This is a genomic window from Bacillus cereus group sp. BfR-BA-01349 (assembly GCF_022663795.1).
Taxonomy (GTDB): Bacteria; Bacillota; Bacilli; order Bacillales; family Bacillaceae_G; genus Bacillus_A; species Bacillus_A cereus.
In genome coordinates this window covers 176,291-203,162 of record NZ_JAKUGE010000002.1, presented here as the reverse complement: position 1 = coordinate 203,162, position 26,872 = coordinate 176,291, and the positions used below count along the sequence as shown (strand labels likewise).

The following is a 26,872-nucleotide window of genomic DNA, read 5'->3' as shown; positions in this document are numbered from 1 at the left end:
ATTTTTTATGGGGAGAAAACGAGCATGTATAAAATATTAATTGTAGAAGATGATGAGAAAATCGCGGGAATATTGGAAGAGCATTTAGAAAGGTATGGCTATCAATCATTTAGAGCAAGTGATTTACGTCAAATAAAAGATGAGTTTGTAAAAGTGAATCCTCATCTCGTGTTACTTGATATTAATTTACCGTACTTTGACGGTTTTTATTGGTGTCGTCAAATTCGTACTGTATCGAATGCGCCAATTATTTTTGTTTCTGCAAGAACAGGAGAAATGGATCAAGTAATGGCGATTGAAAATGGCGGTGATGATTATATTACGAAGCCATTCCATTTAGATGTCGTAATGGCAAAGGTGAAGAGTGCACTTCGCCGTGGTTACGGAGAGTATGCTTCTGCTGCTGAGAGTGATTGTTTAGGTGTAAATGGACTGTTGTTATTCCCGTCTCAGCATATTGTTGAGTGGCAAGGACAACAAACTGAACTGACAAAAAATGAATTTTACTTATTAGAGTGTTTAATGAAACAGGTGAATCAATATGTATCGCGCGAAGAACTGTTAGAAGCTCTATGGGATGAAGTAGCATTTGTGGATGATAATACATTAACCGTAAATGTAAAACGTGTAAGGAAGAAACTAGAGGAGTTAGGCATTAAAAATGCAATTGTAACGAAACGTGGATATGGTTATGCGCTTCTTACGGAGTGGGGCGAAGGGCATGAAGGTTAAAAATTACCTTATGGACCGCTTTTCTTTAATTCTTTCTTATATTGTTAGCCTTTGTTTATTTGGGCTCGTTTTACAGTTGCAAAGTCTTTTGGAAAAGAAATCCATTGATTGGAGTACGTGGTTATATGGACTTTTATTAGGAACAGTTGTGTTTACTGTATACCTCATTTACGATTACCGAAAACGGAGTGTGTTTTTAAAGAGGATCGAAAAGTATGTTACTGGTGGAAATACATTACATGACTCTTTACTTATTGATGAATCTTATACATCAGAGCAAGAAATGGTCGTTGAATCTTTTACGTTATTAAGACAGCAATATATGAATGAAGTTCATAAACAGCATACGAAAGAGCAACAACAAATGATATTTATGAACCAATGGATTCACCAAATGAAAACACCAGTATCTGTTATTGAATTATTGTTGCAGAAGTTTGGCAAAGAGCATCGTGAGGCAAGAGCAACAGTTGAAAGTATTCGTGAAGAAAATAACCGTATACTAAATGGTTTAGATTTAGCGTTACATATGGCAAGACTAGAGCAGTTTGCGAAAGATTATAAGGTAGAAGTAGTAAATGTTATAGATGTCGTGCGAGGTATTATTAATGAAAATCGAAAATCCTTCATTCAATCGTCTGTATTTCCGAAAGTGATGTTTGAAGAAGATACTTGTATGGTTGCATCTGATAGAAAATGGCTGAGTATTGCTATAGGTCAAATTGTTGTAAACGCAATCAAGTATACAAAAATTTCAGCGGCAGAGAAAAAAGAAATTCAATTTCAAATTGAAGAGAAAAATCAAAAGGTGTTATTACATATTAAGGACAATGGAATTGGTATTCCAGAGCAAGACGTAAAGCGCATATTTGATCCATTTTTTACGGGAATAAATGGACGTAAAACGAGAGAAGCGACTGGGATGGGCTTATATATTACGAAGGAAATTTGTGATAATTTACATCATGGAATGTATGTCCAATCGGCTGAAGGAGAAGGGACAACATTCACGTTCCAATTTGCAAAAGATGAAGAATATCATACATTGATGAGAAAAATGACAAAACTGTAAGATAACAAAACGTTTTGTAAGGGAAATCACTCGTTTCTTTTTCTTATTTTTCTTATAGTAAATGTAAGAAGAAAACACATAGGGGGATTAGAAATGAGTGTTCTTGAAGTAAAAGGCTTAACGAAGGTGTACCAATCAAAAGGTTCAGTAGCGACGACTGCTTTAAACGATATAAATTTTAAAATAGAAGAAGGCGAATTTGTAGGGATTATGGGCCCTTCAGGAAGCGGAAAAACGACGCTTTTAAATTTATTAGCAACAATTGATAAGCAAACTTCAGGTCATGTGCTTGTAAATGGTGAAGAAATTAATCAAATGCGTGCTGCAAAATTAGCGGAGTTTCGCCGTACACATTTAGGATTCATCTTCCAAGATTTTAACTTACTTGATACGTTATCCATTAAAGAAAACATTATTTTACCACTTGTAATGGCGAAGAAATCTGTAAATGAAATCGATGCGAAAGTACTGGAAATTGCAAAGTTTTTAAACATCGAAGAAATTTTAAATAAAAAAGTATACGAAGTATCTGGGGGACAACAACAACGTGCAGCAGCAGCGAGAGCAATCATTCATGAACCGACGTTAATTTTAGCAGATGAGCCAACTGGAAACTTAGACTCAAAGTCAGCGAAATCGCTAATGGGAGCCCTGCAAGATTTACACGAGCAAAAGAAAGTAACGATTGCAATGGTTACGCACGATCCAGTAGCGGCTAGTTATTGTGAACGTATCCTTTTCATACGCGATGGAGAAATTTTCTCGGAAATACATAAAGGAAGAACGAAACAAGCCTTTTTCCAAGAAATTCTGGACGTACTTGCGATGCTAGGAGGAGAATATCATGAACTTTCGCCAGCTCGCGCTTAATAACGTAAAAGGAAATTGGCGTAACTATAAAGCGTTTCTTATAAGTAGTTGTTTATCGATTGTCGTATTTTTTATGTATGCTTCTTTTATTTATCATCCAGATGTCGTAAGCGGTAATATTAGTATGAGAAAGATGATCACAAAAGGATTAGAATCGATGAATTATATTGTGGTCATCTTCTCGGCACTCTTTATTTTATATGCAAATTCAACGTTTTTACGAGCAAGAAAAAAAGAGTTTGGTCTACTAACATTAATAGGCGGAACGAAATCGCAGCTCGGCCGAATGATTATATTAGAGCAACTGATGTTAGGTAGTATTGCAATTGTAGTTGGTATTGGGGTTGGAATGCTTTGTTCAAAATTATTTTTCCAAGCGTTAAGCGTATTATTAAAAATAGATAAGACACTTCCACTTGTTTGGAATAGTAAAGCAGTTCTTATTACAGCTGGTGTATACTTTATTCTATTTTTAATCCTATCATTGTTTAGTGTTTGGACAGTAGGACGCTTGCAAATTATTGATTTATTAAGAGAGGCAAGAAAGCAAAAAGTAGAGCCATTTGCATTTACATGGTTATGTGTAGTTGGTATAGGATGTATTATTGTTGCATATGTACTTAGCTTCCAAGTAACGTTTCTGAATTTCCTCATCCTCTTTTTACCGGTGGTAGGACTGACAATTGGCGGAACGTATTTACTATTTACACAAGGTAGTACAGTTGTATTAAAAGCATTACAAAAAAGAAAGCAATCTTTCTATACGTATCCAAATATGTTTGTTCTTAGCAACCTTATTTATAAAATGAAAGATAATGCTCGTTTTCTATTTGTAATTTCTATTATTACGGCGATTGTATCCTCGGCAGTTGGCACGCTTTACGTATATTTTGAAAATTTGAGTGCGAAAACGGTAGAACTTACACCACATGCTATTTCATATGAGGAAAAGGGGTTAAATACATATAGCCTTATTAATGAAGAAAAGGTACAGGAGCTTGTGAAGAGACACGGGTTTGAAGATGCACGAAAAGTAACCTACGTTAAACTACCAGCAACACAGAAAATAACGTTGTTTAATAGTGAACATGAAGTACCGATGACGATTATTTCAGAAAAAGAATATAATGCGGAAGTGCGTAAACAAAAGAGAGAGCAACCTTCAGAAATTCATAATGCAATGGGTAGTGCAACGATGGTTATGGTTGATATGTCAAATGAACTGATGAAGATAGACCGTACGAAACCGTATGAATTTACAATTAACGGACAAAAGCAGTCTGTTCAATTAAATGCCCCAACGCAGTATTCTGTTTTTAATGATAGTGAATATCTCGTTGTAAATGAACAAGATTTTGAGAAATATGCAAAACTCGTACCAGATGAAGAAAAGACGAAATATTATGGTTATTATATTGAGGATTGGAAAATTACAGAAGATCTTGTATTAGATTTGAAAAATGAAATTGCACCAGAAAAGCAAGGAGAATTGAGAAATTCAGTGTTTGCGTATAAGGATATAAGAGAAGGTGGAGCAATTACAATGTTCATCGGTTTCTTCGTAGCGGTACTATTCTTCTTCTTCGCTTGTAGTATGACATACTTTAAATGGTTTAACGATAAAGAACAAGATCGTATTCAATTTAAATCGTTAAAGAGAATCGGTATGACAGATAAAGAAATTCGCAAAATTGCGATTCGACAAATGGGAGTTATCTTCTTTATCCCAATTTTAATCGGTTCCATTCATAGTGGAGTTGCTCTTCATACGTTAGGAAAAATGCTTTATATTGATTTGTGGAAATCAGGCGCGCTTGTAATTGGAGCATACATTTTAGCTTCTGCCATTTACTTTATGATCGCACAAAGAGGATATTTAAAACACGTAAAAAGCTAGGGGAACCTCTAGCTTTTTGCCTATGTAGTAAGTTACAGGAGGACGATAGATGAAAATTCGGCAACTAGCGCTGCAAAATATAAAAGGAAATTGGCGTAATTATAAAGTATTTTTCTTAAGTAGTTGTTTTGCAATATTTGCTTCTTACGCATATATGTCTGTCATTGTGCATCCATATATGCAAGAGACGATGTGGTATCAAAACGTACGCTGGGGACTTATCATATGTAATGTTATAATCATTTCTTTTTTCGTCATATTTATTTTGTACTCTACTTCTATTTTCATAGAAGCATGTAAGAAAGAATTAGGGTTATATATGTTAATGGGAGCAACGAAGTCTAACGTAATAGGAGTGATTATGACCGAGCAAATTTTAATCGGGGTCTTCGCGAATATTTTCGGTATTGGGCTTGGTATGATATTTTTAAAACTCTTTTTTATGGTATTTAGTATGTTACTGGGGCTTCCGAAAGAACTCCCTGTCATATTTGACGTAAGGGCGATTGGTGTAACATTTATTACATATATGGTCGTTTTTATTTTGTTATCTTTTATAAGTGCTTTACGTATATGGAATATAAAAATCATTCGGTTGTTGAAAGAATTTCGAACAGATAAAAAAGAGAAGAAAACATCAAAGTGGCTCTGTTTATTCGGCTTTGCTTGTTTAGTGGGCGGATATGCGTTGGCGCTACAAGTGACGATGGCTACGATAGTGATATACTTTTTCCCTGTGTCTATACTTGTCTTTTTTGGAACGTACTTTTCTTTTACACATGGAGCTACCCAAGTGTTAGAAATGATAAAGCGAAATAAAAAGATTATGTATACATATCCGTATTTATTTATAGTGAATCAATTGTCACATCGAATGAAGGAAAATGGTCGCTTTTTCTTTCTGATGTCTATGGCAACGACGTTTGTAGTTACAGCAACAGGTACGGTGTTCTTATATTTTTCTAGCATGCAAGATATGTGGCGAACTGGAGGGGTACACTCGTTTTCGTACATAGAAAAAGGTATTTCTACTCATGAAGTCTTTGAGGAAGGTGCGGTTGAAAAATTACTGCATCAATATGAGTATGACGATTTTCAATATATGAGTTTTGTTGGAGTGTATGCATCCTTTCAGTCTAGTAAAGGAGAAACAACAATAGTACCGCTTATAAAAGAAAGTGAATATAACCAAGAAGCAAGGAAACAAAAACAGAAAACGTATCGTCCTAAAAAAGGTACAGTGACACTCGTTTATTATAATAAATACAATAATTCGAATGTATATAATCAAAAAGAGATTCAATTGCAAGTAATGAATCAACCATATCAATTCGTATTTAACGGTCAGAAAGAAGGGGTTCAATTTAACCATCATCCTTCGTACATTAATGGTCTGTTCTTCGTTATGAATGATGAAGATTTTGATAGTATAGCAAATCAGGTTCCTGATTCTGAAAAAATGATATATAGAGGCTACACATTACCAAATATCGAAAAGACGAAGAAATTAAATGAAGATTTACGGAAACATATGAAACAAGATAATAATGCATTTCGAAGCAATATGGAGTTGTATGTAAATATGAAAGAAGGCGGCGATATTACTCTATTTGTAGGCTCATTTATTAGTATATTATTCTTTCTTACTTCATGTAGTATCGTTTATTTTAAATGGTTCCATAATATTGCATCGGACCGAAAGCAGTATGGTGTACTCTCTAAACTTGGAATGACGAAGGAAGAAGTATGGAAAATTTCTCGTTGGCAATTATGTATGCTATTTTTTGCGCCAATTATAGTAGGGAGTATGCACAGTGCAGTTGCGTTATATACGTTTCATAATACGCTTTTTATGGATGGATCATTAAGAAAAGTAGGTTTGTTCATTCTGTTTTATATCGCAGCATGTATCATTTATTTCTTCTTCGCTCAAAGAGAATATAAGAAACATTTAGACTAGCGAATGCTAGTCTTTTTTTAATATTCGAAATTTACATAGAAGAATATAAAAAAGTATGGTATAACAGTAAGAAAACGAAAAAGAGGGGAAAAAACGATGATTCGAGTAGGATATTTAGGACCAGAAGCAACATTTACAAATATGGCGGTGAGTCGTTTTTTTCCGGAAGCAGAGCATGTACCGTATCGAACGATTCCAGATTGTATAGATGCAGCTGCAAATGAAAATGTAGACTTCGCAGTTGTACCGTTAGAAAATGCAATAGAAGGTTCAGTGAATATAACGGTTGATTACCTTGTACATGAGCAGCCGCTTTCCATTGTAGGAGAAATTACAGTACCAATTCAGCAGCATTTACTTGTACATCCGCAGTATGCAGAAGTGTGGGGTGAAGTATATGCAGTGCATTCTCATCCGCATGCCATTGCACAGTGCCATAAATTTTTAAATGAAGAATTAAAAGGAGTAACTGTTCGAGATATGACATCCACAAGTGCTGCTGCGCAATATGTGAAAGAACATCCTGAAGAGAAAGTTGCTGCTATTGCAAATGAAGCAGCTGCAGAAAAATACGGATTAACAATTGTGAGGCGTAGTATTCATACGCATAAAAATAATCACACACGTTTCCTAGTACTCCATAAGAAAAAGAAAGCAGTACTCCCGAATAACGGAGAGAATCGCGGAGAGAAAACGACGCTTATGATAACGTTACCTGCAGATTATGCAGGTGCCCTATATCAAGTGTTATCAGCTTTCGCATGGAGAAAATTAAACTTATCAAAAATCGAATCGCGTCCGATGAAAACAGGTCTTGGAAATTACTTTTTCTTAATCGATGTCGATAAAGCATATGATGACGTATTATTGCCAGGCGTAACGATGGAACTTGAAGCACTCGGTTTTTCTGTTACTGTGTTGGGAAGTTATTCTTCTTATTGGTTGTAGAGGGGAGCTGTTGTTAAACTTGATTGAAATGAAAAGCTGTTTTTCGGTTTGAGGCAGAGTAAGCTATCGATTCTATTGAAGTAAGTGATTAATTAAGCTAGCAAAATAAAGAAGCCGTCCTAAAAGATATTTAGGACGGCTTTCTGTTAGGAATAGGTAACTCTTTTGTCGTGTTTTTAGTACGCATCATTACAACTATTATAATAGTAGGATTCATCATTGTTCGAATTACTGCAGCAAATACAATTCGTTTGTTGTATTAATAGATTGAGTGTAGATGGAGCTACAGTATCTGAGAAAGTAATACTCTCAACATCTTCTACTAAAAATGTTTTAATATCTCCTGGTGTTAAGGTAAATGTAAGTGGAGAGCGATGGTTTAATCTTGCAATTGTTAATCTAATCGTTGTTGCAAATGCAGGACTGAAACTAAATTTAATAAGTGTCTTATTATGATTTTTAGTGAAGTTTTCAAATACAGTTCGAGGAATTCCAGTTGTTATATCAAGATCTTGAGGGGTATTTCCCGTGCCGAAAATAGTATAGTTCTGTATAAAACAGTTATTTGAATCTGAATTTGAAGAATTACATGGACGATCATTTTTCTTATAATATTTTTTTCCATTTTTTAAGAAGTAATCCGCCATAATTAATCACTCCCTTCACATATAAGAATTAAAGGTTGTCCATATATAATATGAAATATATTTTTATATGTTTGGACGTGAAGGAAGAGAAAATAAAAAGAGTCCATCTGGTATGATGGACTCAATACTGTTTTACCTGGTGTGATTCTTTATTTTAACTTCGCAAGACGATCTTCTAACTGACCACGCCAAATATCAGCTAGTTCTGGAACGGCAAGAATTTTTTCAATGCCATCTTTATCTTTTCTATTATGAAAATAAATTTCGTTAGAGAACAAAACAGAAACATTGCTCGGTTGACGTTCTAGTAATGTAATTTTAGAATCTTTACGTACAGTACCTTCTTGAAGAACGCGGCATAGGTAGCCTGTAAATCCAGTTGCTACAATGCGTGGCAGTATGCCAGGGATGCCAAGACGTTTTGAAATTGTGCTACAAGGTACTCTTGATTGTGTCACTTGAATGATTGTTTCACCTAGTTGATATGTATCTCCGATGCAAACATCACGCTCTAACATATTTGTTACGGTAATGTTTTCGCCAAATGTGGAAGCTGGAAGCGTAGTTTGAAATTCCTCTTCCCATAGTGCGTAATGCTCGTGTGGGTACACACAAACAGCACGATCAGGACCGCCGTGATGTTTTAAATCCGCTACATCATCACCACGAAATCCGTCTTTTGAGAGAAAGGCCTCTTCTGTAGGGTCTTTACATATACCTGTTATCATTTCTTTATCTTCGCCATATTTCATTTGTTTCGGTTTGCCAATGCTAAAGTGAACGAGTTCAATTCCCATATTTGATCTCCTTTACGATTGATTACAATATTATAGCATTAAAAAAGCACAGAGAATGATAAAAACTCTGTGCCTTACATTAATAAACCAGAAATCCTGCTTTATCTAACGCCTCACAAGCAGCATCTAACTTTTCTTTAGAATCTGCTTCAATTGTATGTAAGTGAATACCATCTGTTAGTTGTGAAAGATAGGAAGCATTTGTGTTTTCGATTTTTTGTAAATATTGCTCTACATCAAAGCGATTGCTTACCATGATGGATGCTGTTAAGTCACCGTATACAGGATGCTCAACTTTTACATCTTTAATCGTAACGCCGTGGTCAACAAGCATTGTAAGTTCTTGACGTACTTCTGCTGGTTTGTGCTGGCATACGATTACGCGTTCAAAAGCTTGTTGTTTCTCTTGTGGTTTTAAATATAAATAGCCTTGGGCAGTCGCAATAATTGGTTCGTTTCGTGCTTTAAGCAAGGAAATATCTTGCACGATAACTTGCCTACTTACGTTTGTCTTCTTCGATAGTTCATTCCCAGATAACGGCTCATTTGCAGCGAGAAGCCACTGAAGGATAAGCTGTCGTCTTTCTTCGCCTAAAATCTTTTTTTGGTCATTTTGTTTCATTATGATTTAACACCTCTATAAAATTGATTTCCAATTGTGTGTAGTGCATGAATAGTAGTATCAATTTGATCTTTCGTTGTTTGTTGTCCGAAAGAGAAGCGGACATATTGTTTGGCCTCTTCATACGTTTTTCCAATTGCAAGCATAGTTTTCGAAGGTTCTTGTTTACCGACTTGGCAAGCACTTCCAGTGGAAATGGCGATACCATGGCGATTACATTCTAGCATAGTATATTGACCTTCTATTCCTTTTATTGTAACCCCAACAATATGTGGTAAACAAGAAGTAGAATGACCTTCTACTTCAATTTCTAGCGGAAGTGTTTGTATTTGCCCTAAAAAGTAGGAGCGTAACTCTTTAAAACGTAAACTTTCTTCCCATTGAGTTTTTAATATATTTTCAGCAGCTGTTAAAAAAGATGCGATGCCGGGAACGTTCACTGTACCTGGGCGAAATCCTTTTTCGTGAGAAGTTCCCGGAAATACTTGCTCCCAGCGAGATTGCGGATTTATGTAGCAAGCGCCGACACCTTTTGGTCCGTATATTTTATGTGCTGAAACAGAAAGACTATCAATGCCCATCTCAAAAACATGGATAGGCAGTTTACCAAACGTTTGCACACAATCTGTATGAAATAAAACATTATATTTTTTTAAAAGTGCCCCGATTTCTGTAATGTTTTGAACGGTTCCGATTTCAGAGTTTCCATGCTGTATACTTGCTAGCACAGTATCTTCTGTAATAGCTGCCTCTAAATCTACTAAACAAAGGAGTCCGCTTTTATCAACAGGAATTTCAGTGATCGTATAGCCTTTTGATTTTAGAGATTGAAAATAACTTCGAATGGATGCATGTTCCATAGGTGTCGTAATAATATGCTTCTTAGTTCGGGCATTTAGAAGTGATTGAATCGCAAGATAGTTTGATTCCGATCCGCCACTTGTGAAAAATACTCCTTGTTCTTTTCCTCCAATCATTTCCGCAAATGTTTTTCGGCAAACTTGTAATAAAGAAGCAGCTGTTCCTCCAATATCATGTAAACTTTGTTCATTTCCGAAGTATTGCGACGCTGCTTTCATATATGTTTGTAACGCTTCCTCGCTCATAGGTGTAGTAGCTGCATAGTCAAGATATATCATCATGTAAGTTCCTCTCTCTAGTAAGAGTTACAGTTCTTTTACTTTTTAAATGGTAGTGAAAATAAGAATTATAAAAAAACTCTTGTCATTATTTTAAAACTATGTAAATATAGGTGTCAAGACAGTTGAAAAGTGTAAAGTAGGAGGCAACAATTATGCCAAGTGCAGATGTCTTAATTATTGGAAGTGGTGTTGCGGCACTTCGTGTTGCAAAAGAGATTTGTCACGAAAAGAATGTGATTATTATCACAAAGGAGACGAAACGTAATAATAATACACATTTAGCTCAAGGTGGAATTGCCGCAGCGGTAGCTACATATGACAATCCTAATGATCATTTTGAAGATACATTAGTAGCAGGGTGTCATTATAACAATGAAGAAGTGGTCCGTTATTTAGTCGAGGAGGGACCGAAAGAAATTAATAACCTTATTGAAAGAGGAATGAAATTTGATGGAGATGAAACAGGTCCTCATCTTGGAAAAGAAGGAGCGCATCGAAAACGTCGTATTTTACATGCAGGTGGCGATGCAACAGGAAAGAATTTATTAGAGCATCTTATTCAAGAAGTAGCTCCATACGTTACGGTAGTGGAACAGGAAATGGTGCTCGATTTTATTATAGAAAAAGATAAATGTGTTGGGGCTTTAACTCGCAACAATAAAGGAGAATTGAAACGTTACAATGCAGATTGTACGGTGTTAGCTTCAGGCGGTATTGGCGGTTTATACGCCTTTACTTCTAATGATGAGACGATTACAGGCGACGGACTTGCAATGGTGTACCGTGCAGGCGGAGAGCTTGTAGATTTAGAGTTTATACAATTTCATCCGACGATGTTATACGCGGGTGGGCGTTGTTCCGGCCTCGTGTCCGAAGCTGTTCGCGGAGAAGGAGCTGTCCTTATAAATGGAAAAGGGCAGCGTTTTATGATGGATATACATTCCGAACAGGATCTAGCACCTCGTGATGTAGTCGCACGGGCTATTCATGAACAGCTACTTGCGGGTGAAAAAGTGTACTTAAACATCGAAATGATTCAAAACTTTGAACAACGCTTTCCGACCGTGTCATCGATATGTAAAACAAATGGAGTCGATATAAATAAAAAACTTATTCCAGTCGTGCCTGGTACTCATTTTCACATGGGCGGCGTGAAAACGAACTGTGATGGAGAGACGTCTATTCCGAACTTATACGCAGTCGGTGAAGTAGCTTGTAACGGAGTTCATGGTGCAAATAGATTAGCGAGTAATTCATTATTAGAAGGTCTTGTGTTTGGAAAAAGAATCGGACGACACATTTTATCTAGAGAGACAAAAGAAAAGGTGAACATGCTAGCTGAAAAGGAAGAAAAGTTTATCGTTCTGAATCATTTACCGACGAAAGAAGAAATACAAAAATGCATGATGAAATATGTTGGGATTGTGCGAACAGAGCAAAGTTTATCTTATGCGAAGAGATGGTTTAGTAAGTATGGTGTTCGAAATATGATATTACAACATGATGTTCTTACGAATGAAGAGATAACGCTTATTAATATGTTAACGGTTTGTGAGCTTATAGTTGTGTCAGCCTTGCAAAGAGAAGAAAGTATTGGCGGGCATTACCGGAGTGATTATCCAGATAGAAATATAGGAAAGAAAGAGATTGTTCGAGTAAAGAGAAAACTACAACTTGTGTGATGAGGGGAAGAGGGGCTTTATGAACACGATAAAAGTTAAAGAAGCATTAAACCGATTTTTTTTAGAAGATATAGGAGAAAGAGATGTAACATCTCAGCTTATTTTTCCAGATAACTTGCTTTCGAAAGGAACGTTTCTTGCGAAGGATACAGGGGTCTTTGCAGGATGTTTAGTAATTGAATCAGGATTTAAATTAATTGATGAGAGAATTGAAATAGAGCTTCATAAAAAAGATGGGGATCTTGTAGAAAAAGGAGAAATTATTGCAACAGTGCAAGGTCCAATCGCATCGTTATTAACAGCAGAGCGCGTTATATTAAACGTTATTCAGCGTATGAGTGGAATAGCGACGATGACGCGTAAAGCGGTTCTTGCTTTAGATAGTAGTCATACTCGCATTTGTGATACGCGAAAAACGATGCCAGGACTACGTATGTTTGATAAGTATGCAGTCGTGTGCGGCGGTGGATTTAATCATCGCTTCGGTTTATATGATGGTGTCATGATTAAAGACAATCATATTGCTTTTGCTGGTTCTATTACAAAAGCTGTTACATCAGTAAAAGAAAAGTTAGGACATATGGTGAAGGTAGAAGTGGAAACAGAAACTGAGGAACAGGTGAGAGAGGCTGTCGCTGCTGGTGCGGATATTATTATGTTCGATAATCGTACGCCAGATGAAATCCGGGAGTTTTCAAAGATTGTACCAAGTGCCATCGTTACGGAAGCTTCAGGGGGCATCACAATTGAAGATTTATCGAAATACGGAAAAACAGGGGTAGATTATATTTCACTTGGAGCGTTAACACATTCAGTGAAAGCACTTGATATTAGTTTCAATATTGAAGAGTAAGGAAAGTGGCTTAGAGGGGGAGAAACGTATATGAGTATTTTAGAAAAAGTACAGCCGATTGAAACGATGTTACCAGAGCGTTATTACACAATGTCAACGGAAGATATGGAAAAGCGTGTTCGTGAAATTAAAGAGAAAATGGGGAAAATGTTATTCATTCCAGGGCATCATTATCAAAAAGATGAAGTGGTACAATTTTCAGATGCAGCAGGGGATTCACTTCAACTTGCGCAAGTTGCAGCGAGCAATAAAGACGCAAAATACATTGTGTTTTGCGGGGTACACTTTATGGCGGAAACAGCAGATATGTTGACGACAGATGATCAAGTTGTCATCTTACCAGATATGCGTGCAGGTTGTTCGATGGCGGATATGGCAGATATTGAACAAACAGAAAGAGCATGGACAGAGCTCACTAAATTATTTGGAGATACGATGATTCCGTTAACATATATGAACTCTACAGCTGCAATTAAAGCGTTTTGTGGTCGTAACGGAGGAGCAACAGTAACTTCTTCTAATGCAAAGCAAATGGTATCTTGGGCGTTTACTCAAAAAGAACGTCTCGTCTTTTTACCAGACCAACATTTAGGGAGAAATACAGCGTACGATCTAGGTATCCCGTTAGATAAAATGGCAGTATGGGACCCGCACACAGATTCATTAGAGTACGATGGGGATATAGAAGAAATTCAAGTGATTTTATGGAAAGGACATTGTTCTGTTCATCAAAATTTTACAGTGAAGAATATTGAGAGTGTACGAAAAAATCATTCTAATATGAATATTATTGTACATCCAGAATGTTGCTATGAAGTTGTAGCTGCTTCAGATTATGCAGGCTCAACGAAATATATTATTGATATGATTGAATCAGCGCCATCTGGTAGCAAATGGGCGATTGGTACAGAAATGAATTTAGTGAATCGAATTATTCAGCAACATCCAGATAAAGAAATTGTTTCGCTTAATCCATTTATGTGTCCGTGCTTAACGATGAATCGAATAGATCTGCCTCACTTATTATGGACACTTGAAACGATAGAAAGAGGAGAAGAAATTAACGTTATTAGCGTAGACAAACAAGTAACGGCAGAAGCAGTTCTTGCATTAAATCGTATGTTAGAGCGTGTGTAAAGCAACGGTATTCCCGTTGCTTTTTTTCATACATATAATCATAACGAGAACGAAATGGGCATACATTGTTTTGAAGAAATCATTGTGGTTCTTTATGCTTATTCCACTTCGAATGATATTGAAAATCGAAGAAGTGATAAAAGTAAAAAGAAGTTAATGTTATTTAGAAAGAGTTACTTCATGAGATTTGTTACTTATAGATAAGTTATACAGGAGGGGGAAAATTTGAAAATTCATATCGTGCAAAAAGGGGATACCCTTTGGAAAATTGCGAAAAAGTACGGAGTGGATTTTGACACGTTGAAAAAAACAAATACACAACTTAGTAATCCAGATTTAATCATGCCAGGTATGAAAATTAAAGTGCCATCAAAGAGTGTTCACATGAAACAACAGGCTGGAGCAGGTTCAGCGCCTCCAAAGCAATACGTAAAAGAAGTGCAGCAAAAAGAATTTGCAGCAACACCAACTCCGCTTGGAATAGAAGATGAGGAAGAAGTTACGTATCAATCAGCACCAATTACACAGCAGCCAGCTATGCAACAAACACAAAAAGAAGTGCAAATAAAACCGCAGAAAGAGATGCAAGTAAAGCCACAAAAAGAAGTACAGGTGAAACCACAGAAGGAGATGCAGGTAAAGCCGCAAAAAGAGGTGCAAAAAGAACAGCCAATTCAAAAAGAAAAACCAGTTGAAAAACCGTCTGTTATTCAAAAACCACCTGTGATAGAAAAACAAAAACCGGCGGAAAAAGAAAACACGAAGTTTTCGGTAAATGTATTACCGCAGCCGCCACAACCACCAATAAAACCGAAAAAAGAATATAAAATTTCAGATGTAATAAAAAAAGGAAGCGAGTTAATTGCTCCTCAAATTAGTAAAATGAAACCTAACAATATCATTTCTCCGCAAACGAAAAAAAATAATATAATATCGCCGCAAGTGAAGAAAGAGAATGTAGGGAATATAGTGTCACCACAAGTGAAAAAAGAGAATGTAGGGAATATAGTGTCACCACAAGTGAAAAAAGAAAATGTAGGAAATATAGTGTCGCCGCAAGTGAAAAAAGAAAATGTAGGAAATATAGTGTCGCCGCAAGTGAAGAAAGAAAATGTAGGGAATATAGTGTCACCACAAGTGAAAAAAGAAAATGTAGGAAATATAGTGTCACCACAAGTGAAGAAAGAAAACGTAGGGAATATAGTATCGCCAAATGTATCGAAAGAAAATGTAGTTATTCCACAAGTCATACCGCCAAATATTCAAATGCCGAATATAATGCCAATTATGGATAACAATCAACCACCGAATATAATGCCAATTATGGATAACAATCAAATGCCGAATATAATGCCAATTATGGATAACAATCAACCACCGAATATAATGCCAATTATGGATAACAATCAAATGCCGAATATGATGCCAATTATGGATAACAATCAAATGCCGAATATAATGCCGATTATGGATAATAACCAAATGCCGAATATGATGCCAATCATGGATAACAATCAAATGCCGAATATAATGCCAATTATGGATAACAATCAAATGCCGAATATGATGCCGATTATGGATAACAATCAACCACCAAATATGATGCCCTATCAAATGCCATATCAGCAAGGAGCGCCGTTTGGACCGCAACATACGTCTATGCCAAACCAGAATATGATGCCAATGGATAATAACATGCCGCCGCTTGTGCAGGGTGAGGAAGATTGTGGATGCGGAGGAGAAAGTAGACTATATAGTCCACAACCAGGTGGTCCGCAATATGCGAATCCTTTATATTATCAACCAACTCAGTCTGCATATGCACCACAGCCAGGAACGATGTATTATCAACCAGATCCACCAAATGTATTTGGAGAGCCCGTTTCAGAAGAAGAGGACGAAGAAGAAGTTTAAAAAGGCGGGAGTATTCCCGCCTTTTTAAACTTCTTTTTGATTAAGAAAATGCAGTTTTTTTATGAAGTGCTAGAAAATTCCCAGTGAAATATTAACAGTGTAAAAACCTTCTCTGTTACTCATCATAAGAGGGAGCTTTTCAGTAGAGAAGCTCATTCTAACAGAGGGGGTTTTTGTATTGAATACGAAAGTAAAAGTGATTGCTGCTTCTTTGTTAGTTACTAGTGCATTAGCTGCATGTGGTACACCAAAAAACAATGCAATGGATGGACGTAACTACAATTACGAGCGTACATCTTATAATGATACACACCAGTATCGTGATAATGTGACGCGTAATGATCGTTATACAGATTATGTAACATATAGAAATGGTCGTAACGATACAGGATACAATTATTACCGTGATGTAAATTACAATGGACAAATTGCTAATCCGCATCCAACTCGTAATATTACAATGAACAATTCATACATTAACAATGATGGTAAAACAGCTGAAAGAATAACAAATCGTGTGAAACGTATGAATAACGTAGACCGTGTGTCTACAGTTGTATATGGAAACGATGTAGCGATTGCGGTAAAACCACGTAACACAGTGACAAATGAAACGGCGATGGCGAACGAAATTCGTCAAGCTGTTGCAAATGAAGTTGGAAACAGAAACGTATATGTTTCTGTAAGAAATGATATGTTTACTCGTGTCGATGCAATGAGTACGCGTCTACGTAACGGTACAGTTACAAACGATTTTAATCGTGATATAGGAAATATGTTCAGAGACATTCGTTACGGTTTAACTGGTACAGTGCGATAGCAAAACAAAAGAGGAAGGGGGAGCCCTTCCTCTTTATTCATCTTCGTCTTGTAAACGACGTTTTTTAATGAAATAACTAACGGAATAAGAACCTAAAAAGCATATGAAGAGAATACCACCTGTTAAAATAGCTTCAAATAGGGGGCTTTCTGGACTGAAAATGATATAAATAATAGCCATAACGATTCCTACAATAAGAGAGCGTAAAACAATTTTGTAATAAGGAGTTAATTTTATCTCCTTTTCACTTTCTTCTACATCAATTGAAACACTTAACTGTAAATAACTAAGGATCATACTCGTAAGAATAAATACTAGCCATAATGGAGATTTCGTAATTTGATCTATTCCTTCAGTGAATCCGATATAGCCTAAAATACCGATTATACCAAGTGATTGAAAAAGAAAAGCAATACGTACGTTTTTTAACGTTTGCAGAATGAGACGTTCATCCTTTATTTTTTTCACACTACCCATCTCCTGTTTATTATAATTTCGCTGTTACATTAATTGTAATATATATATTTCATTTATCAATTTATAATTTACATATAATTTGTTTAGATGAAAGAGGAAATAAAATATTTTTATAAACATGTTGCACTTATACTTTATTAATGTTATATTAGCAAAGCGATGAGCTAATTTACGTAAGACGAGAGATATGCTTAAGTGCTAAACACGCGAATGTGGTCGCCTGGTCTCTCGCCGTAAACGCATCAAGACGCCTGCTTTGCAGGCGTCTTTCATTTTATATAAAAGTAAATGATACATGCAGATGAGGTGAATCCTTATCTGCATTTTTTATATTTTCAAAAGAAATGTAATATGGATAAAACCCCCATTTCCGGAAAAACTACTAATGAAAGTATGATCTTGCCTAAAAGAGGTGAACGGAAATGAAATGGATACTGATTGCGATGCAAGCTTTCGTTATGATGTTTTGTTTCGTTTATGAAACGAATGTGAAGGCGGAAGGGCCAGTACCAAAAGTAACGAAAAAAGAACCTGAGGTTACAATTTTATTAGAGCGTATGTATGTTGATGGCGAAGTAAGCGAAGAAATACTTACAGAAAAAGTGACGGATTTAGAAAAGTTTTTACAGCAGTATAAAGAATGGCAGCTCGTTGATCGTGATGATGTACAAATTGTATTGCAAAAGAAAGTTGATGATATTTCTCCGTTATTGAAAACGAGCGGGTATTTTGGTGTTTCAGAGGAAGGGATATTACAAATTTTCAAAGGTGTGCCAAAAAATGATAATGCGATCCATTCTTTCTTTCAAATTGATATGAAAAAGCTTGAGAGCTATGAGCGTGCGAAATTGAAACGTGGCATTCGTATTAAATCAAAAGAAGGTTTTGTGAAGACGATTGAAAAAATGAAGCAATACGCAGTTCAAAGTAAGAAAAAAAGCAGCTCATGGTGAGCTGCTTTTTTTCTTATTTATTTTTAGCTAAAATTTCTTTTGCGATTTCATCAATTAGCATATCTTTTCCGATTGGATTGAATGCTTTCGTATTGAAGACTTCATTTGATACTTCATATACGTGATTATTTTTAACTGCTTTATTGTCTTTCCAAACGGCACTGTTTTTGTAGTCTTCGTAAACTTTATCAGCTTCGCCGCCGAAGTTTACAATAAACATTTGGTCAGGCTGGAATGCAACTAGACCTTCTAGTGATACTTGCGCCATCGTTTGTTTTAAATCCGTACCTTTTGTTGCTGGAAGTTTTAAGTCATTAAAGATGATGTCACCGTATCCGAAGCTACCGTATACACGGAAGTTTTGTGGTGTAACTGCAACGAACATAAAGTTCTCATCTTTTGTTTTCTCTTTAATTTTTTTAGATAAAGAGTCTGCTTTCTTATCGTAGTCTGCAATCCATTTGTCTGCTTTCTTCTCTTCGTCAAATAGCTTACCTACTTCTTTAAACTTACCACGCCAGTCTTCTAAGTTTGTTTCTAGAACAACTGTAGGTGCAACCTTTTCTAGTTGATCATAAATTTTTAATTGACGGTTGTTTAAAATAATTAAGTCTGGTTTTAAAGCAGTAACAGCTTCTAAATCAACTTTAGGTGCCCAGTACCAACCTACTGCTTTTACTCCATCTAACTTGTCTGTTAAGTGATTTTGGATTTTATCTTTATATGTATTTGCTGTACCAACAGGTTTATGTCCAAGAAGTAATAGTTCTTCTGTTGATCCAGATAAGTCAGCAATTCTCTTTGGATTTACTGGAATTGTAGCTTCACCTTTAGCATGTTTTACAACTTTTGTTTTCGGTTGTTCTTTTGCTTTCGATTCTTCTTTTTGAGAAGAACAGCCAACGATAGAAAGAACAACAAGCATAATAGTAAATAAAATAAATAGCTTACGTTTCATCCTGATGTAACCCCTTTAATTAGTATTGATAATCATTATCGACTTCTGTATATTAAGGTGCTTTAACCTTTCTGTCAATGGAAAATAACAGAAGTTTCAAGTGGAGAACATTTGTTGGGGCAGTCTCGCTTTTCTATCATTAAATATGTTAAAATGGAATACATGATTTAAGAGGGAGAGATCGTATTTTGTTTGAATATGTTACAGGTTACGTGGAGTATGTAGGGCCGGAATATGTCGTAATTGATCATAATGGAATTGGTTATCAAATTTTCACACCAAATCCGTATGTATTTCAAAGAAGTAAGCAAGAAATCCGTGTCTATACATATCATTATGTGAGAGAAGATATTATGGCACTTTACGGTTTTAAAACACGTGAAGAGCGTTTATTATTTACAAAGTTGTTAGGCGTGTCTGGCATTGGGCCAAAAGGCGCTCTTGCAATTTTAGCTTCTGGTCAAACAGGACAGGTCGTTCAAGCAATTGAGCATGAAGATGAGAAGTTTTTAGTGAAATTCCCAGGCGTCGGAAAGAAAACAGCACGCCAAATGATTTTAGATTTAAAAGGAAAACTAGCAGATGTCGTACCAGATGCATTTGTTGATTTATTCTCAGACACAGAACGTTTTGATGAGAATAAAGGTTCATCAGCTGAGCTTGATGAGGCACTGGAAGCTCTGCGCGCACTTGGATACGCAGAACGCGAAGTTTCTCGTGTTGTACCAGAGTTATTAAAAGAAGCATTAACGACGGATCAGTATATTAAAAAGGCACTTAGTCTTTTACTAAATGGTAAGAGGTGAGTATAATGGACGAACGTCTCCTTTCAGGGGAATCTGCATATGAAGATGCGGATTTAGAATATTCATTACGGCCACAGACGCTCCGTCAGTATATTGGCCAAGATAAAGCGAAACATAATTTAGAAGTATTTATTGAAGCGGCGAAAATGCGTGAAGAAACGTTAGATCACGTGCTTTTATATGGACCACCAGGTCTTGGTAAAACGACGCTTGCGAATATTATTGCCAATGAGATGGGCGTTAATGTTAGAACAACTTCAGGTCCCGCAATTGAAAGACCAGGAGATTTAGCTGCTGTATTAACAGCGCTTCAGCCAGGTGATGTATTATTTATTGATGAAATTCATCGTTTGCATAGATCAATTGAAGAAGTATTGTATCCTGCGATGGAAGACTTTTGCCTTGATATTGTAATTGGAAAAGGGCCCTCAGCACGTTCTGTACGCCTAGATTTACCGCCATTTACATTAGTTGGAGCAACAACACGTGCTGGAGCATTATCGGCACCGCTTCGTGACCGCTTTGGTGTACTTTCAAGGTTAGAGTACTACACAGTAGATCAGCTTTCTGCGATTGTTGAACGTACAGCAGAAGTATTTGAAGTTGAAATCGATTCGTTAGCTGCATTAGAAATTGCAAGACGTGCTCGTGGTACACCTCGTATTGCGAATCGTCTTTTAAGACGTGTACGTGATTTCGCACAAGTTCGTGGTAATGGAACGGTTACGATGGAAATTACACAAATGGCATTAGAGCTACTGCAAGTAGATAAATTAGGTCTAGATTATATTGATCATAAATTACTGCTTGGTATTATTGAGAAATTCCGTGGCGGTCCAGTTGGATTAGAAACGGTTTCAGCAACAATTGGAGAAGAATCTCATACGATTGAAGATGTGTATGAGCCGTATTTATTACAAATTGGCTTTTTACAACGAACGCCGAGGGGCCGAATTGTAACGCCGCTTGCGTATGAACATTTCGGAATGGAGATACCAAAAGTATGACGGAGATGCCAAAGCTGCTTATTACAGCCGGGATCTTACTCATCGTTGTTGGATTAGCTTGGAAGTTCATTGGAAGGCTTCCAGGCGATATTTTTGTGAAAAAAGGAAACGTTACCTTTTATTTTCCTATCATTACATGTATTGTGTTAAGTATTGTATTATCTTTTATTATGTATATAATAAATCGATTTAAATAAGAAATAGGTGGATATAGCTATGGATATAAATCTGTTTGATTTTCATTTACCAGAAGAACTTATTGCACAAGTCCCGTTAGAAGAGCGTGAAACATCAAGATTAATGGTGTTAGACCGTGAAACAGGTGATATTGAGCATAAACATTTTACGGATATTCTTTCTTACTTACATGAGGGGGATTGCTTAGTTTTAAATGAAACGAAAGTTATGCCTGCTCGTTTGCACGGTGTGAAAGAAGATACAGGCGCGCACATTGAAGTACTTCTTTTAAAACAAGAAGAAGGTGATAAGTGGGAAACGCTTGTAAAGCCAGCGAAACGTGTAAAAGAAGGAACTGTTATCTCTTTTGGCGAAGGGAAATTAAAAGCAACTTGCACAGGAACTGCAGATCAAGGTGGACGTCAGCTTGAATTTTCATATGACGGCATCTTCTATGAAATTTTAGATGAACTTGGGGAAATGCCACTTCCTCCATATATTAAAGAGACGCTAGAAGATCGCGATCGCTATCAAACAGTATATGCGAAAGAAATCGGTTCAGCAGCAGCGCCGACTGCGGGACTTCACTTTACAGAAGAGTTACTTGAGAAGTTAAAGCTAAAAGGCGTTCAGTTAGCATTCATTACACTTCACGTAGGACTTGGAACATTTAGACCAGTTTCTGCAGACACGATTGAAGAACACCATATGCACGCAGAATATTATCATATGTCTGAAGAGACAGCGGCATTATTAAATCGTGTGAAAGAGAATGGTGGACGTATTATTACTGTAGGTACGACATCAACTCGTACGTTAGAAACAATTGCAACAGATCATGAAGGTAAGCTTTGCGCCGCTTCTGGATGGACAGATATTTTCATGTATCCGGGATATGAATTTAAAGCAATTGATGGTTTAATTACAAACTTCCATTTACCGAAATCAACATTAATTATGCTTGTAAGTGCATTTGCAAATAGAGATAATGTACTTCATGCTTATAATGAAGCAGTAAAAGAAAAATATCGTTTCTTTAGCTTCGGTGATGCAATGTTCGTTGCATCTCACGCTAAAATGAGAAACAAATAAAAGGAGTAAGTTATGACAGCAATTCGTTATGAATTTATTAAGACATGTAAACAAACGGGTGCCCGTTTAGGTCGTGTGCATACGCCGCACGGTTCATTTGATACACCAACATTTATGCCAGTTGGTACACTTGCAACAGTTAAGACAATGTCACCAGAAGAATTAAAAGCAATGGATTCTGGCATTATTTTAAGTAATACGTATCATTTATGGCTACGTCCAGGTCATGAAATTATTCGTGAAGCAGGCGGTTTGCATAAATTTATGAACTGGGATCGTGCAATCTTAACAGACTCTGGTGGTTTCCAAGTATTCAGTTTAAGTGACTTCCGTCGTATTGAAGAGGAAGGCGTTCATTTCCGTAATCACTTAAATGGAGATAAATTATTCTTATCACCAGAAAAAGCGATGGAAATCCAAAATGCATTAGGTTCAGATATTATGATGGCATTTGATGAGTGTCCACCATTCCCAGCTACTTTTGAATATATGAAGAAATCTGTAGAGCGTACGAGCCGCTGGGCAGAACGTTGCTTAAAAGCGCATGAACGTCCGCAAGATCAAGGCTTATTCGGTATTGTACAGGGGGGAGAGTACGAAGAGCTTCGTCGTCAAAGTGCGAAAGATCTTGTTTCAATGGACTTCCCTGGTTACGCTGTAGGTGGTTTATCTGTAGGTGAACCGAAAGATATTATGAACCGTGTACTTGAGTTTACAACACCACTTCTTCCAGATAATAAGCCTCGTTACTTAATGGGGGTAGGTTCTCCTGACTCGTTAATCGATGGCGCAATTCGTGGTATTGATATGTTTGACTGCGTACTTCCAACTCGTATCGCTCGAAATGGTACATGTATGACAAGTGAAGGTCGCCTCGTTGTAAAAAATGCGAAATTCGCAAGAGACTTCGGTCCGCTTGATCCAAACTGTGATTGCTACACATGTAAAAACTACTCTCGTGCGTACATTCGTCACTTAATGAAATGTGATGAAACGTTCGGAATTCGTTTAACGTCTTATCACAACCTTCATTTTCTGTTAAACTTAATGGAGCAGGTGAGACAAGCTATTCGTGAAGACCGTCTTGGCGATTTCCGCGAAGAGTTCTTTGAACAGTATGGCTTTAATAAACCGAATGCTAAAAACTTCTAATACATAATTTAAAAGGAGGAACAAAAGATGAATGCAGGTATGATGAATATCGTTATGATCGTTGCGATGTTTGCGATTTTCTATTTCTTATTAATTCGCCCGCAACAAAAACGTCAAAAAGCAGTTGCTCAAATGCAAAGTGAGTTAGCAAAAGGTGATGCTATCGTAACAATCGGTGGTTTACACGGTACAATCGAATCAGTAGATGAGACGAAAATTGTTATTAAATCTGGTGGTTCACACTTAACTTTCGATCGCAATGCGATTCGTGAAGTTGTGAAAAACTAATTTGGAAGGCCCCGCATAAAATATGCAGGGCCTTTTTTAGTTACTTTGCTTTGACATATTTACACCGAAAATACCACCGAGTGTACTCGCCCCCATTAATGCTAATTGATAAAGTAATTGTGAGTTCGATAAAGTTTGAGAAAAGCCTAAATAGTTAACTAGAAAAACGAGTATAGTGAACGTGAGACCTGTTGTGAGACCTACTAGCCATCCTTTCCCTTGAGCTTTTTTACCAGCAATAAAACCAGACATAAGCATAGATAAAAGAGCGAGTATAAAAATAGTAACGGCTAATGTCCCTTCGTTTATATTCGTAAACTTTAATAAAAGAGCCATAATCATGCTAGTAAGAGATGCGAGAATTAATAGTGTAATAATACCGAAGCCGATTGCAGTGGATAATTTTTTCGTTCCATCCATTTATACATTCCCCCTTTTTAATACAAGCATATTTTTCTTTTGTCTAAGTTAGACTAGTTTCTTTTTTATAGGGGAGTCTATACGTAAAAAAGGAGATGTAGAAATGGAATGGATATCAATAATTGGACGGACAATGCTTTTATATATCATCATCTTAATTATTTTTCGTCTTATGGGTAAACGTGAGATAGGAGAACTAAGTGTATTAGATTTAGTCGTATTTATTATGCTTGGAGAAATGGCCGTAGTGGCAATTGAAAATACCGATAAATCACTTTGGCATCAATTAGTTCCGATGACTTTTCTTATGTGCATCCAAATTATTTTGTCAGTCATTTCCCTAAAGTATCAACGCTTTCGGCATTTAATAGAAGGTGAGCCGGCTATTCTTGTAAACGCGGGAAAGATTGATGAAAAGAAGATGAGAAAGCAACGTTATAATATAGATGATTTAATGATGCAATTAAGGGAACAAGGAGTTGGAGATATTCGGGATGTAGAATATGCTATTTTGGAACCGTCTGGGAAGTTATCTGTCTTTCAAAAACAAAAAAATAAACAAGATACATTGCAGTTTACGCTTCCTCTTATTATTGATGGAGAAATTCAATCTAGTCATTTACAAATGATTGAACATACAGATGAATGGCTTATTGAGAAATTAAAAAACTTAGGTTATAACGATGTAACACAAATTTTATACTGTAGTTTTCAAAACGGAAAATTTTTTGTTGATGTAAAAGAAAATTAGAGATTTATCCTTTGAAAGAGTAAGAATGATTAGTTTAACTAATAATCAGTGGAGATTACCCCACTGATTAAAGTTTCAACTTATTTCAAAAATGAAAGTTTACGAATGATAGGGAGACGACTTAACTCTTCTTTTCGAATGAGTTTGAAAGTGAAGAGAAGTACGATATAAACAATTGTTGTTAAAGTGATTTCCCATAATGTTTGTATGCCAAGGGCATGAGAGAAAATAATATATTTATGAAGATAAAAACCGAAGGCGCCCGCGATACCGATGGCAAGGCCGCCGAAAATATAGTCTTTTGCGTAAATGGTAAATGTAATCTTTTTTAAAACAGTAGCGTAGTGAAGAAATGTTACTGTTACAATATTTGCAGCAATAGCGAGAGCAACCCCCATCATTTGAAATTCTGGCCTTGATGCTAGTACAAAAATAACGATTAATTTCACGATGGCACCAATAAATGTATTCATCATTGCAGCTCTTGCTAAGTTTAAAGCTTGCAAAACAGAGGTAAGTGGACTTTGGAAATAATGAAATAAAAAGCAAGGCGCAAGAAGTTGAATGAATGCTGTTGCGCTGTCTGATCCATACATAAGAGTTAAAACAGGAGAAGCGAATACGTATAATATAACGACAGACCATCCGCCGGTAATTAATGAAATTCGAAGTGCTTGTTGTAAACGGTGCTCTACTAATTTATGTTGTCTTTTTGCCATTGCTTCACTAATAGAAGGAACGAGCGCTGTAGAGAGAGCGTATGTAATAAAGGCGGGTAGTGATAGGAGCGGGAATGCATAACCGTTTAATATACCGTATTGCTGGGTTGCAATAGAAGCAGCGACACCAGCGATTGCTAAGCTTTGCATAACGACAATAGGTTCAAAAAAATAGGAAACGGAGCCGATTAAACGACTTCCTGTAGTTGGAAGGGCAATATCCATCAGAGAATAAAATGTTCCTTTGCTTTCCTTTACAGTAGTGAAAAATCCAGAGCGTATTGATAAATGTTTTTCTCGCTGAAATAACGTGAGTAAAAATAATAAGGATGCAACTTCACCGAGAACAGCTGATAACATAGCGCCGGCTGCAGCGTATTCTATGCCGTAAGGTAAAAATAATTGAATGCATATAGCGATAATGGTAATGCGGACGACTTGTTCTAGAACTTGCGCATAAGCGCTAGGTTTCATGTTTTGTTTCCCTTGAAAGTAACCACGCAAAACAGAAGAAACAGCAATAACAGGAACAACGGGCAAAATGGCCATTAATGGATAGTACGTTCTTTCGTCGGTTAATAATGTTTTTGCTAAAATAGGTGTGAGGAACATAATTCCGATTGTTAAAATGATACTAATAACGGATGTAACAGCTAGTGATACGGTTAATATTTTTTTAACTCTTTGTTTATCGTTCACAGCTTCCGCTTCTGCTACAAATTTTGCGATTGCAACAGGAAGACCAATTTGTGTCAATGTAATTGCTAAAATGAATGTAGGAACGGCCATCATATAAAGACCAACGCCTTCTTCTCCCAAAATACGTGCCATTACTATGCGGTTGATAAAGCCGAGTATTTTTGTAATAAAGCCGGCTATCATTAAAATAAATGCGCCTTTTAAAAAGCTTTGTCTCGTCATGTTCTTCTCCTACCTTCTCAAAATCAATGGAATGATTTACAATAATTTATATGCACGT

General features: G+C 36.4%; 26 protein-coding genes and 1 pseudogene. 19 read left to right on the top strand and 8 right to left on the bottom strand.

The genetic code is table 11. From position 1 onward, the window contains the following. Window positions 1–24: 24 nt before the first annotated feature. The 6 genes from MR169_RS02340 to pheA all read left to right on the top strand — a co-directional run bounded on the left by MR169_RS02340 (window position 25) and on the right by pheA (window position 7,479). A complete protein-coding gene (locus MR169_RS02340; protein ID WP_000276725.1) occupies window positions 25–732 on the top strand; it encodes a response regulator transcription factor in 708 nt (235 codons plus the stop codon). Next, complete coding sequence (locus MR169_RS02335) at window positions 722–1,804, top strand: HAMP domain-containing histidine kinase (RefSeq protein ID WP_000865402.1); 1,083 nt, start codon at window positions 722–724, stop codon at window positions 1,802–1,804. Before MR169_RS02340 ends, MR169_RS02335 begins: the two co-directional genes overlap by 11 nt. A 93-nt stretch (window positions 1,805–1,897) precedes the next feature. Next, the gene (locus MR169_RS02330) at window positions 1,898–2,674 is read left to right on the top strand and encodes an ABC transporter ATP-binding protein (protein ID WP_000114529.1); all 777 of its coding nucleotides are present in this window, start codon (window positions 1,898–1,900) and stop codon (window positions 2,672–2,674) included. Further along, complete coding sequence (locus MR169_RS02325; protein WP_016118669.1) at window positions 2,649–4,571, top strand: ABC transporter permease; 1,923 nt, start codon at window positions 2,649–2,651, stop codon at window positions 4,569–4,571. The genes MR169_RS02330 and MR169_RS02325 overlap by 26 nt, the downstream gene beginning before the upstream one ends. Before the next feature lie 49 nt (window positions 4,572–4,620). Beyond that, on the top strand, window positions 4,621–6,531 hold the full coding sequence (locus MR169_RS02320; protein ID WP_242318829.1) for an ABC transporter permease: 1,911 nt from the start codon (window positions 4,621–4,623) through the stop codon (window positions 6,529–6,531). A 96-nt stretch (window positions 6,532–6,627) separates the two neighbouring features. Next, on the top strand, window positions 6,628–7,479 hold the full coding sequence (gene pheA / locus MR169_RS02315) for a prephenate dehydratase (protein ID WP_000621707.1): 852 nt from the start codon (window positions 6,628–6,630) through the stop codon (window positions 7,477–7,479). 176 nt (window positions 7,480–7,655) lie between these two features. On the opposite strand, the gene MR169_RS02310 is transcribed toward pheA, so the two are convergent. The 4 genes from MR169_RS02310 to MR169_RS02295 form a co-directional block, all read right to left on the bottom strand. After that, complete coding sequence (locus MR169_RS02310) at window positions 7,656–8,126, bottom strand: hypothetical protein (protein WP_000796370.1); 471 nt, start codon at window positions 8,124–8,126, stop codon at window positions 7,656–7,658. 149 nt (window positions 8,127–8,275) lie between these two features. Continuing rightward, on the bottom strand, window positions 8,276–8,923 hold the full coding sequence (locus tag MR169_RS02305) for an MOSC domain-containing protein (protein ID WP_000510669.1): 648 nt from the start codon (window positions 8,921–8,923) through the stop codon (window positions 8,276–8,278). A 79-nt stretch (window positions 8,924–9,002) separates the two neighbouring features. Next, window positions 9,003–9,545 carry a transcription repressor NadR gene (locus tag MR169_RS02300; protein WP_000812240.1) on the bottom strand — a complete coding sequence of 181 codons (543 nt, stop codon included), beginning with the start codon at window positions 9,543–9,545 and terminating at the stop codon, window positions 9,003–9,005. Then, the gene (locus MR169_RS02295) at window positions 9,545–10,687 is read right to left on the bottom strand and encodes an IscS subfamily cysteine desulfurase (protein ID WP_000973759.1); all 1,143 of its coding nucleotides are present in this window, start codon (window positions 10,685–10,687) and stop codon (window positions 9,545–9,547) included. Before MR169_RS02295 ends, MR169_RS02300 begins: the two co-directional genes overlap by 1 nt. 152 nt (window positions 10,688–10,839) lie before the next feature. On the opposite strand from MR169_RS02295, the gene nadB reads away from it, so the two are divergent. The 5 genes and pseudogenes from nadB (at window position 10,840) to MR169_RS02270 (ending at window position 17,093) form a co-directional block, all read left to right on the top strand. Further along, window positions 10,840–12,369 carry an L-aspartate oxidase gene (nadB, locus tag MR169_RS02290; protein ID WP_001138536.1) on the top strand — a complete coding sequence of 510 codons (1,530 nt, stop codon included), beginning with the start codon at window positions 10,840–10,842 and terminating at the stop codon, window positions 12,367–12,369. A gap of 19 nt (window positions 12,370–12,388) precedes the next feature. Continuing rightward, complete coding sequence (nadC, locus tag MR169_RS02285; protein WP_001092207.1) at window positions 12,389–13,222, top strand: carboxylating nicotinate-nucleotide diphosphorylase; 834 nt, start codon at window positions 12,389–12,391, stop codon at window positions 13,220–13,222. Between the two features lie 30 nt (window positions 13,223–13,252). Beyond that, the gene (gene nadA / locus MR169_RS02280) at window positions 13,253–14,359 is read left to right on the top strand and encodes a quinolinate synthase NadA (RefSeq protein WP_242318828.1); all 1,107 of its coding nucleotides are present in this window, start codon (window positions 13,253–13,255) and stop codon (window positions 14,357–14,359) included. A gap of 225 nt (window positions 14,360–14,584) precedes the next feature. Beyond that, a pseudogene (gene safA / locus MR169_RS28420) lies at window positions 14,585–14,741 on the top strand (SafA/ExsA family spore coat assembly protein); the annotation flags it as partial. 1,710 nt (window positions 14,742–16,451) lie between these two features. Continuing rightward, the gene (locus MR169_RS02270) at window positions 16,452–17,093 is read left to right on the top strand and encodes a YhcN/YlaJ family sporulation lipoprotein (RefSeq protein WP_001093541.1); all 642 of its coding nucleotides are present in this window, start codon (window positions 16,452–16,454) and stop codon (window positions 17,091–17,093) included. A 33-nt stretch (window positions 17,094–17,126) separates the two neighbouring features. On the opposite strand, the gene MR169_RS02265 is transcribed toward MR169_RS02270, so the two are convergent. Beyond that, entirely contained in the window at window positions 17,127–17,561 is a 435-nt protein-coding gene (locus tag MR169_RS02265) for a hypothetical protein (RefSeq protein ID WP_000721244.1), read from the bottom strand. A gap of 431 nt (window positions 17,562–17,992) precedes the next feature. On the opposite strand from MR169_RS02265, the gene MR169_RS02260 reads away from it, so the two are divergent. Beyond that, window positions 17,993–18,523 carry a BofC C-terminal domain-containing protein gene (locus MR169_RS02260; protein ID WP_000871178.1) on the top strand — a complete coding sequence of 177 codons (531 nt, stop codon included), beginning with the start codon at window positions 17,993–17,995 and terminating at the stop codon, window positions 18,521–18,523. Window positions 18,524–18,536: 13 nt separating this feature from the next. On the opposite strand, the gene MR169_RS02255 is transcribed toward MR169_RS02260, so the two are convergent. Further along, window positions 18,537–19,481 (bottom strand): iron-hydroxamate ABC transporter substrate-binding protein, encoded by a 945-nt coding sequence (locus tag MR169_RS02255; RefSeq protein WP_242318826.1) that lies wholly within the window; start codon window positions 19,479–19,481, stop codon window positions 18,537–18,539. Between the two features lie 188 nt (window positions 19,482–19,669). Here MR169_RS02255 and ruvA point away from each other — a divergent pair, with 188 nt between their 5' ends. The 6 genes from ruvA to yajC are packed head-to-tail and all read left to right on the top strand — an operon-like array spanning window position 19,670 to window position 24,003. Then, the gene (gene ruvA / locus MR169_RS02250) at window positions 19,670–20,287 is read left to right on the top strand and encodes a Holliday junction DNA helicase RuvA (RefSeq protein ID WP_000464513.1); all 618 of its coding nucleotides are present in this window, start codon (window positions 19,670–19,672) and stop codon (window positions 20,285–20,287) included. Window positions 20,288–20,292: 5 nt separating this feature from the next. Beyond that, complete coding sequence (ruvB, locus tag MR169_RS02245) at window positions 20,293–21,294, top strand: Holliday junction branch migration DNA helicase RuvB (RefSeq protein WP_242318825.1); 1,002 nt, start codon at window positions 20,293–20,295, stop codon at window positions 21,292–21,294. Then, window positions 21,291–21,491, top strand: coding sequence for a DUF2905 domain-containing protein (locus tag MR169_RS02240; RefSeq protein WP_000138162.1), 201 nt, complete (start codon window positions 21,291–21,293; stop codon window positions 21,489–21,491). The genes ruvB and MR169_RS02240 overlap by 4 nt, the downstream gene beginning before the upstream one ends. A gap of 19 nt (window positions 21,492–21,510) precedes the next feature. Further along, window positions 21,511–22,563, top strand: a complete 1,053-nt coding sequence (queA, locus tag MR169_RS02235) for a tRNA preQ1(34) S-adenosylmethionine ribosyltransferase-isomerase QueA (RefSeq protein ID WP_000354027.1) — start codon at window positions 21,511–21,513, stop codon at window positions 22,561–22,563. A gap of 12 nt (window positions 22,564–22,575) precedes the next feature. Next, window positions 22,576–23,715 carry a tRNA guanosine(34) transglycosylase Tgt gene (tgt, locus tag MR169_RS02230; RefSeq protein ID WP_000125365.1) on the top strand — a complete coding sequence of 380 codons (1,140 nt, stop codon included), beginning with the start codon at window positions 22,576–22,578 and terminating at the stop codon, window positions 23,713–23,715. 27 nt (window positions 23,716–23,742) lie between these two features. Continuing rightward, on the top strand, window positions 23,743–24,003 hold the full coding sequence (gene yajC / locus MR169_RS02225) for a preprotein translocase subunit YajC (RefSeq protein ID WP_000991115.1): 261 nt from the start codon (window positions 23,743–23,745) through the stop codon (window positions 24,001–24,003). A 36-nt stretch (window positions 24,004–24,039) separates the two neighbouring features. On the opposite strand, the gene MR169_RS02220 is transcribed toward yajC, so the two are convergent. Next, window positions 24,040–24,423, bottom strand: a complete 384-nt coding sequence (locus MR169_RS02220; RefSeq protein ID WP_000349141.1) for a TIGR04086 family membrane protein — start codon at window positions 24,421–24,423, stop codon at window positions 24,040–24,042. 103 nt (window positions 24,424–24,526) lie between these two features. Between MR169_RS02220 and MR169_RS02215 the strand changes: the two genes are divergently transcribed. After that, window positions 24,527–25,174, top strand: a complete 648-nt coding sequence (locus MR169_RS02215; RefSeq protein ID WP_000454820.1) for a DUF421 domain-containing protein — start codon at window positions 24,527–24,529, stop codon at window positions 25,172–25,174. Window positions 25,175–25,254: 80 nt separating this feature from the next. Here the strand turns inward: MR169_RS02215 and spoVB are convergent, their stop codons facing one another. Then, window positions 25,255–26,814: a stage V sporulation protein B gene (gene spoVB, locus MR169_RS02210; RefSeq protein ID WP_016118661.1), complete on the bottom strand. Its 1,560-nt coding sequence runs from the start codon at window positions 26,812–26,814 to the stop codon at window positions 25,255–25,257. Window positions 26,815–26,872 lie beyond the last annotated feature (58 nt).